Source organism: Vreelandella sp. 2A-K22 (genome assembly GCF_054065485.1).
In genome coordinates, this window is the sequence record NZ_JBSUGC010000016.1 from 150,564 (window position 1) to 155,320 (window position 4,757).

The window sequence follows — 4,757 nt, forward strand, 5'->3', positions numbered from 1 at the left end:
TGTAAAGCCCCGGATGCGGACGATAGCAATCTAACGAAACGAAATACGCGTACCGTAGGTAAGCATTTCATCAGGTGTCATCGCTTTACCCTCGACCCCAATCATCTCGTCACCACACTGGTCGGCGAAGGTTAGCACGCCGTGGGTCAAACCCAGTTGGCCCAGGGTATCGCGGATTTCGCCCGTGCCCAGAAAAGTACTGACGTGGCCCTTGTTATCGCTCAGCTCAGACACGCCGTTAGCATGGTGAAAACGCACTTTGTAGATTCCATCCATCGACTCGACTTCAACAATCGGCGAAAAACCGTTGTGAAGCGCATTGGAAAGCTGTTTTAGCGTCAGGTGGTCACCCAGCGTCATATCGATCGCACTCATGGAAAACTCCTGTGGACGCCTCAAAGGTGGGGCATCACTCATGTTGCGGGAACTGCTTTTTGTAAAGCTTATGAAGAATAAGTGTAGGGTTTTTGTTTAGTATTGCCAGTGCGCTTATCGGCACCTCGATACGACACTGCCTACGTGCTTGTAAGGGCTGTTATTATGGTCATAAAGCCCCCATGGTAAGCGGTACGTGAAGCTCAATGGATTCAATGATCAACATCAGCGATAGGAGAGCAAAATGAGTTTTCAAGGCGAGCAGCATCCTGGCGTCGTGGCTACGCCGCCCCAAACTCAAGGGTTTCGTTTAAACCACACCATGCTGCGGGTGAAAGACCCTGAGCAGGCATTGGCGTTCTACTCAAAAGTGTTTGGTATGCAGGTGATGCGGCGGTTGGATTTCGAAGAGATGCAGTTCTCGCTCTACTTCCTGGCCAACCTGGAACCCAGCGACAGCGTTCCGGACGATGCACAAGCGCGTACCGCCTGGACGTTTAGCCAGAAAGGGCTGCTGGAGCTGACCCACAACTGGGGGACTGAAGACCAGGAAGATTTCGCCTATCACGATGGCAATGCCGAACCCCAGGGCTTTGGGCATATCTGCTTCAACGTACCGGATTTGGCAGCGGCCCAGGCGTGGTTCGACGAGCATGACGTCACCTTCGTCAAACGCTCCGATCAGGGCAAGATGAAAGATGTTATCTTCGTTAAAGACCCGGATGGCTACTGGATCGAAGTGATTCAGGCAGACCTGATGGTGGGGAAGAGCGACTCTTGAGGCACGCCAATGGCTGAACTACTGTTCCGGCTGCGCCATGTGACCGACGAAGAGGCCATGGAGGTGCGTGACCTGCTCGCTGCCCATGGCTTTGATACCTATGAAACCCAGGCGGGCTTTTTCCGCCTGGGCGTTGACGCGATTTGGCTGCGCAATCCACATCAGCACGACGCTGCCATCGCGGCGTTAGAGGCCTACCAGGCGGAGCGCCTTGAGCGCGCCCAACGCGAGCATCAGGCGGCGGTTGAGCGGGGTGACGCGGAGACGCTGTGGCGTCGTTTGGCCGCTCACCCGGTGCAGGTCGTGTTAGTACTGCTAGCAGTGGGGCTTATTGCCGCCCTTACGCTGCTGCCGTTCCTGGGTATGTCGCGAAGCTAAGCGGCTGGCAGATGGCCGCGTTTGAGGTACATCATGACGCCATCATCACCGGCGGTAAGTGCCGGAGCAGAACCGCTGGGGTAGCGGCACCAGGTGCCTGCCGTGTAACTCTGTTCGCTATCGCTCAGTGTGCCTTCCAGAATCAAAAACTCCAGCCCGCCCAGCAGCGTGGGGTAGGTAATGGAGGTGCCCGCCGACCAGCGCTCCAGGCTGGTGCGCTCCTGCTTGTAGGTGTGCAGCATTTTATAGGCAATGCGCGGGCGTCGATCAGGCTGCCAGGGCAGCCGATGCGCTGGCACTGCCAACTGTAGCGTGTCGTTGGGGTCAAACTGGTGCAGTTTGACAAATATCAGCGCGCCTTCCTCGCCAATTTGCGGGGTATGGCCGGTGCCAATGGGGTTTCTTAAGTAGCTGCCCGCCGCGTAGCGCCCATGCTCATCGGCGAACACGCCTTCCAATACCAGAATCTCTTCGCCGCCGCCGTGGGTATGCCGCTCAAACTTTGTATTGGGGGCGTAGCGCACCAGGCTGGTAGCGCGAGCAACTTCATCACCAATCCGGTCAAACATCATGCGCTCTACCCCCGCGCTGGGGGAATCGACCCACTGATACTCTTCCGGGGTAACACAGGCAAAGTGGCTAAAATCGGCGTTTAGACGCATGGGAAAGGGCTCTTCGCAGTGAAGGTAAGTGACGGGGGAGGGTGCTAGTCTCCTTATCGACAGCAAAAAATGCAACTTTCGGTTGTTTGATCTTCGTTATATCGCCATAAAAAACACCCCAACCATTGGACGAATATCCAACGATTGGGGTGCAGTTCACGAAGGCGGCATCAGGTTGTCTGGCTGCTTGCTTAGGGCGCTTCAGTCAGTTTGGTAAGAATATGATGTGCAGCTTCGATGCGCGCCTGATTGGGGTAGTTGCGGTTAGCCAGCAGCACAATGCCGATTTGCTCGCTGGGTACAAAAGCCACGTAGCCGCCAAAGCCGTTGGTAGCGCCGGTTTTGTTATAGAGCGCTTCCTGCCTGGGGGCTAGCGGTGGGGTTAAGCGGTTGGCAGGGTTGGGCTGCAAAATCATCTCAAGCGAGTTGCCTGCCAGTAACTGATCGAGCGCCACCGGGTAGGCATAGCTTTCCCACCCCAGTCCTTGGGTCATATCGCCGACCTCAAAGTACCCCGTGCGCGTAGCGGCCAAGGCTTGGCTTAGTGGCTCATTAAGCTCAGCACCACTCATATTGGCTTCCACCAGCGTTAGTACGTCTGCGGCAGTCGATTTCAATCCGTAGGCTTGGGCATCCAGCATGCCTGGGTTCACCCGAATGGGTTCATCCTCTTTAGAGTAACCGTAGGCATAGTTCGCCTGCTGCGCTTCAGGCACCTGAAAGTAGCTATGCTCAAGCCCTAACGGGGGAAACAGCGCCTCCTCCATCAGCGCCTCGAAGGGCTGGTCAAGGCTTTGTGCGGCGAGATAACCGAACAGGCCCAGGCTTGGGTTGGAGTAGAGCCGATGGCTGCCAGGGGCGGATTCAGGCTGCCACTGGCGGTAGTAGTCGATCATCGTCTCTTCGCTTTGAACCGACTCAGGGAACTGCAGCGGCAGCTCGCCCGCGGTGTAAGTACCCAGTTCCAGCAGCGTGATCTCATCGAAGGCGCTGCCTTCAAGTTCAGGCAGGTAGCGGCTGGCCGGGTCGGAAAGCGAGAGGGCGCCGCTAGCCTGGGCATAGCCAGTGAGTGCAGCCGTGAAAATCTTGCTGATAGAGCCGAGTTCGAACAGCGTCTCATCAGTGACCGGAATCCCCGCTTCTTGATTGGCGAGGCCATAATTAAAGTAGTGCTGCTGGCCGTTGATACTCAGCGCGATCGCCATGCCTGGAATACGGTGCTCGGCCATCAAAGGCGCGATAGTATCGTTCACCAGGGCCTCAATATCGGCGCTTTCAGGCGTGCCGGAAGCCCATGCAGAGCCGTTGAGTAGAAGCGAACCTGTCATGATAAGGCCGCAGTTTGCTGCTAACATCTTATGCATACCAAAATCCTGTTGTGATTAATACCAAGAGAGGGCGGAGAGTTATTTCCAGACGCAAAGCCTGTGACAGGGGTTAACTTACGGCGCGCTGCGGCAATTCACAAACAGCGATATTTTGCATAAGCCATTAGAAAAATTTGGGGGTCAAGTTGGTGCGTCCCTACTTGCCGTTGAAGGCGCTGCGCGCGTTTGAGGCGTCGGCCAGGCATTTAAGCTTTACTCGCGCGGCAGAAGAGCTTCATGTGACCCAGGCGGCGGTAAGCCACCAGGTAAAGCTGCTCGAAACGCTGTTGAAGGTGCCGCTGTTCAAGCGTTTGCCCAGGGGGCTAATGCTTACCCAGGAGGGCGAGCTGCTGCTGCCGGTATTGAAGAGTTCATTCGACCAGATAGCCCACACGCTGGAGCGGGTGGGCGAGAGCAGCTATCGGGAGGTATTAAACGTCGGCGTGGTGGGGACTTTTGCCGTCGGCTGGTTGCTGCCGAGACTGGGAGACTTTCAGCGCCAGTACCCTTACGTCGATTTACGGCTCTCCACCCATAACAACCGCGCGGATATTGCCGGCGAAGGGCTGGATTTTGCGATCCGCTTTGGCACAGGGGCCTGGCATGGCACCGCGGCGCAGCCGCTACTACCGGCGTCCCTCTCGGTAATGTGCATACCTGATATCGCCGCGCGGCTTAACACCCCAGCCGATGTGCTGGGGGAAACCTGGCTGCGCTCTTATCGCGCTGATGAGTGGACAGAGTGGCTATTGGCGGCAGGGCTACCACGCAGCTTTCCGATGACCAACAGCATTGTGTTTGATTCTTCCATCGCCATGGTGGAAGCAGCCCTACAAGGGGCAGGCGTGGCGCTGGCGCCACCGCTGATGTTTCCCCGCCAACTAAACAGCGGCGCACTGATACAGCCTTTCGACACCGCTGTTAGCCTAGGCGGTTACTGGCTGACTCGCCTGCAGACACGCCCCGAAACCCACGCCATGGCGTCCTTCCGGGAATGGCTGCTCACGGCCATTAATGCCTGAGCAGCACTATTGACGTTAACTGCTTAGTGGCTGTGACCATGATCATCGTGGTCGTGGTCGTGGTCGTGGTCGTGGTCGTGGTCGTGGTCGTGGTCGTGGTCGTGGTCGTGGTCGTGGTCGTGGTCGTGGTCGTGGTCGTGGTCGTGGTCGTGGTCGTGGTCGTGGTCGTGGT

The 4,757-nt window shown here is 57.0% G+C and carries 6 protein-coding genes; 3 read left to right on the forward strand and 3 right to left on the reverse strand.

Annotated elements, in window-relative coordinates; translation table 11 throughout:
• Nucleotides 1-30: 30 nt before the first annotated feature.
• Nucleotides 31-375, reverse strand: a complete 345-nt coding sequence (locus ACW17M_RS20480) for a hypothetical protein (RefSeq protein WP_022520854.1) — start codon at nucleotides 373-375, stop codon at nucleotides 31-33.
• 244 nt (nucleotides 376-619) lie between these two features.
• On the opposite strand from ACW17M_RS20480, the gene gloA reads away from it, so the two are divergent.
• Both gloA and ACW17M_RS20490 read left to right on the forward strand, forming a co-directional pair.
• Entirely contained in the window at nucleotides 620-1,156 is a 537-nt protein-coding gene (gene gloA / locus ACW17M_RS20485; RefSeq protein ID WP_009288132.1) for a lactoylglutathione lyase, read from the forward strand.
• A 9-nt stretch (nucleotides 1,157-1,165) separates the two neighbouring features.
• Nucleotides 1,166-1,534, forward strand: a complete 369-nt coding sequence (locus ACW17M_RS20490; protein WP_022520853.1) for a DUF6164 family protein — start codon at nucleotides 1,166-1,168, stop codon at nucleotides 1,532-1,534.
• On the opposite strand, the gene ACW17M_RS20495 is transcribed toward ACW17M_RS20490, so the two are convergent.
• Together ACW17M_RS20495 and ampC are read right to left on the reverse strand one after the other, a co-directional pair.
• Nucleotides 1,531-2,196, reverse strand: coding sequence for a cupin domain-containing protein (locus ACW17M_RS20495; protein WP_022520852.1), 666 nt, complete (start codon nucleotides 2,194-2,196; stop codon nucleotides 1,531-1,533). The genes ACW17M_RS20490 and ACW17M_RS20495 overlap by 4 nt on opposite strands.
• A 191-nt stretch (nucleotides 2,197-2,387) precedes the next feature.
• Nucleotides 2,388-3,560, reverse strand: coding sequence for a class C beta-lactamase (gene ampC, locus ACW17M_RS20500; protein WP_457548014.1), 1,173 nt, complete (start codon nucleotides 3,558-3,560; stop codon nucleotides 2,388-2,390).
• A gap of 152 nt (nucleotides 3,561-3,712) precedes the next feature.
• Here ampC and ACW17M_RS20505 point away from each other — a divergent pair, with 152 nt between their 5' ends.
• On the forward strand, nucleotides 3,713-4,585 hold the full coding sequence (locus tag ACW17M_RS20505; protein ID WP_269318634.1) for a LysR family transcriptional regulator: 873 nt from the start codon (nucleotides 3,713-3,715) through the stop codon (nucleotides 4,583-4,585).
• Nucleotides 4,586-4,757 lie beyond the last annotated feature (172 nt).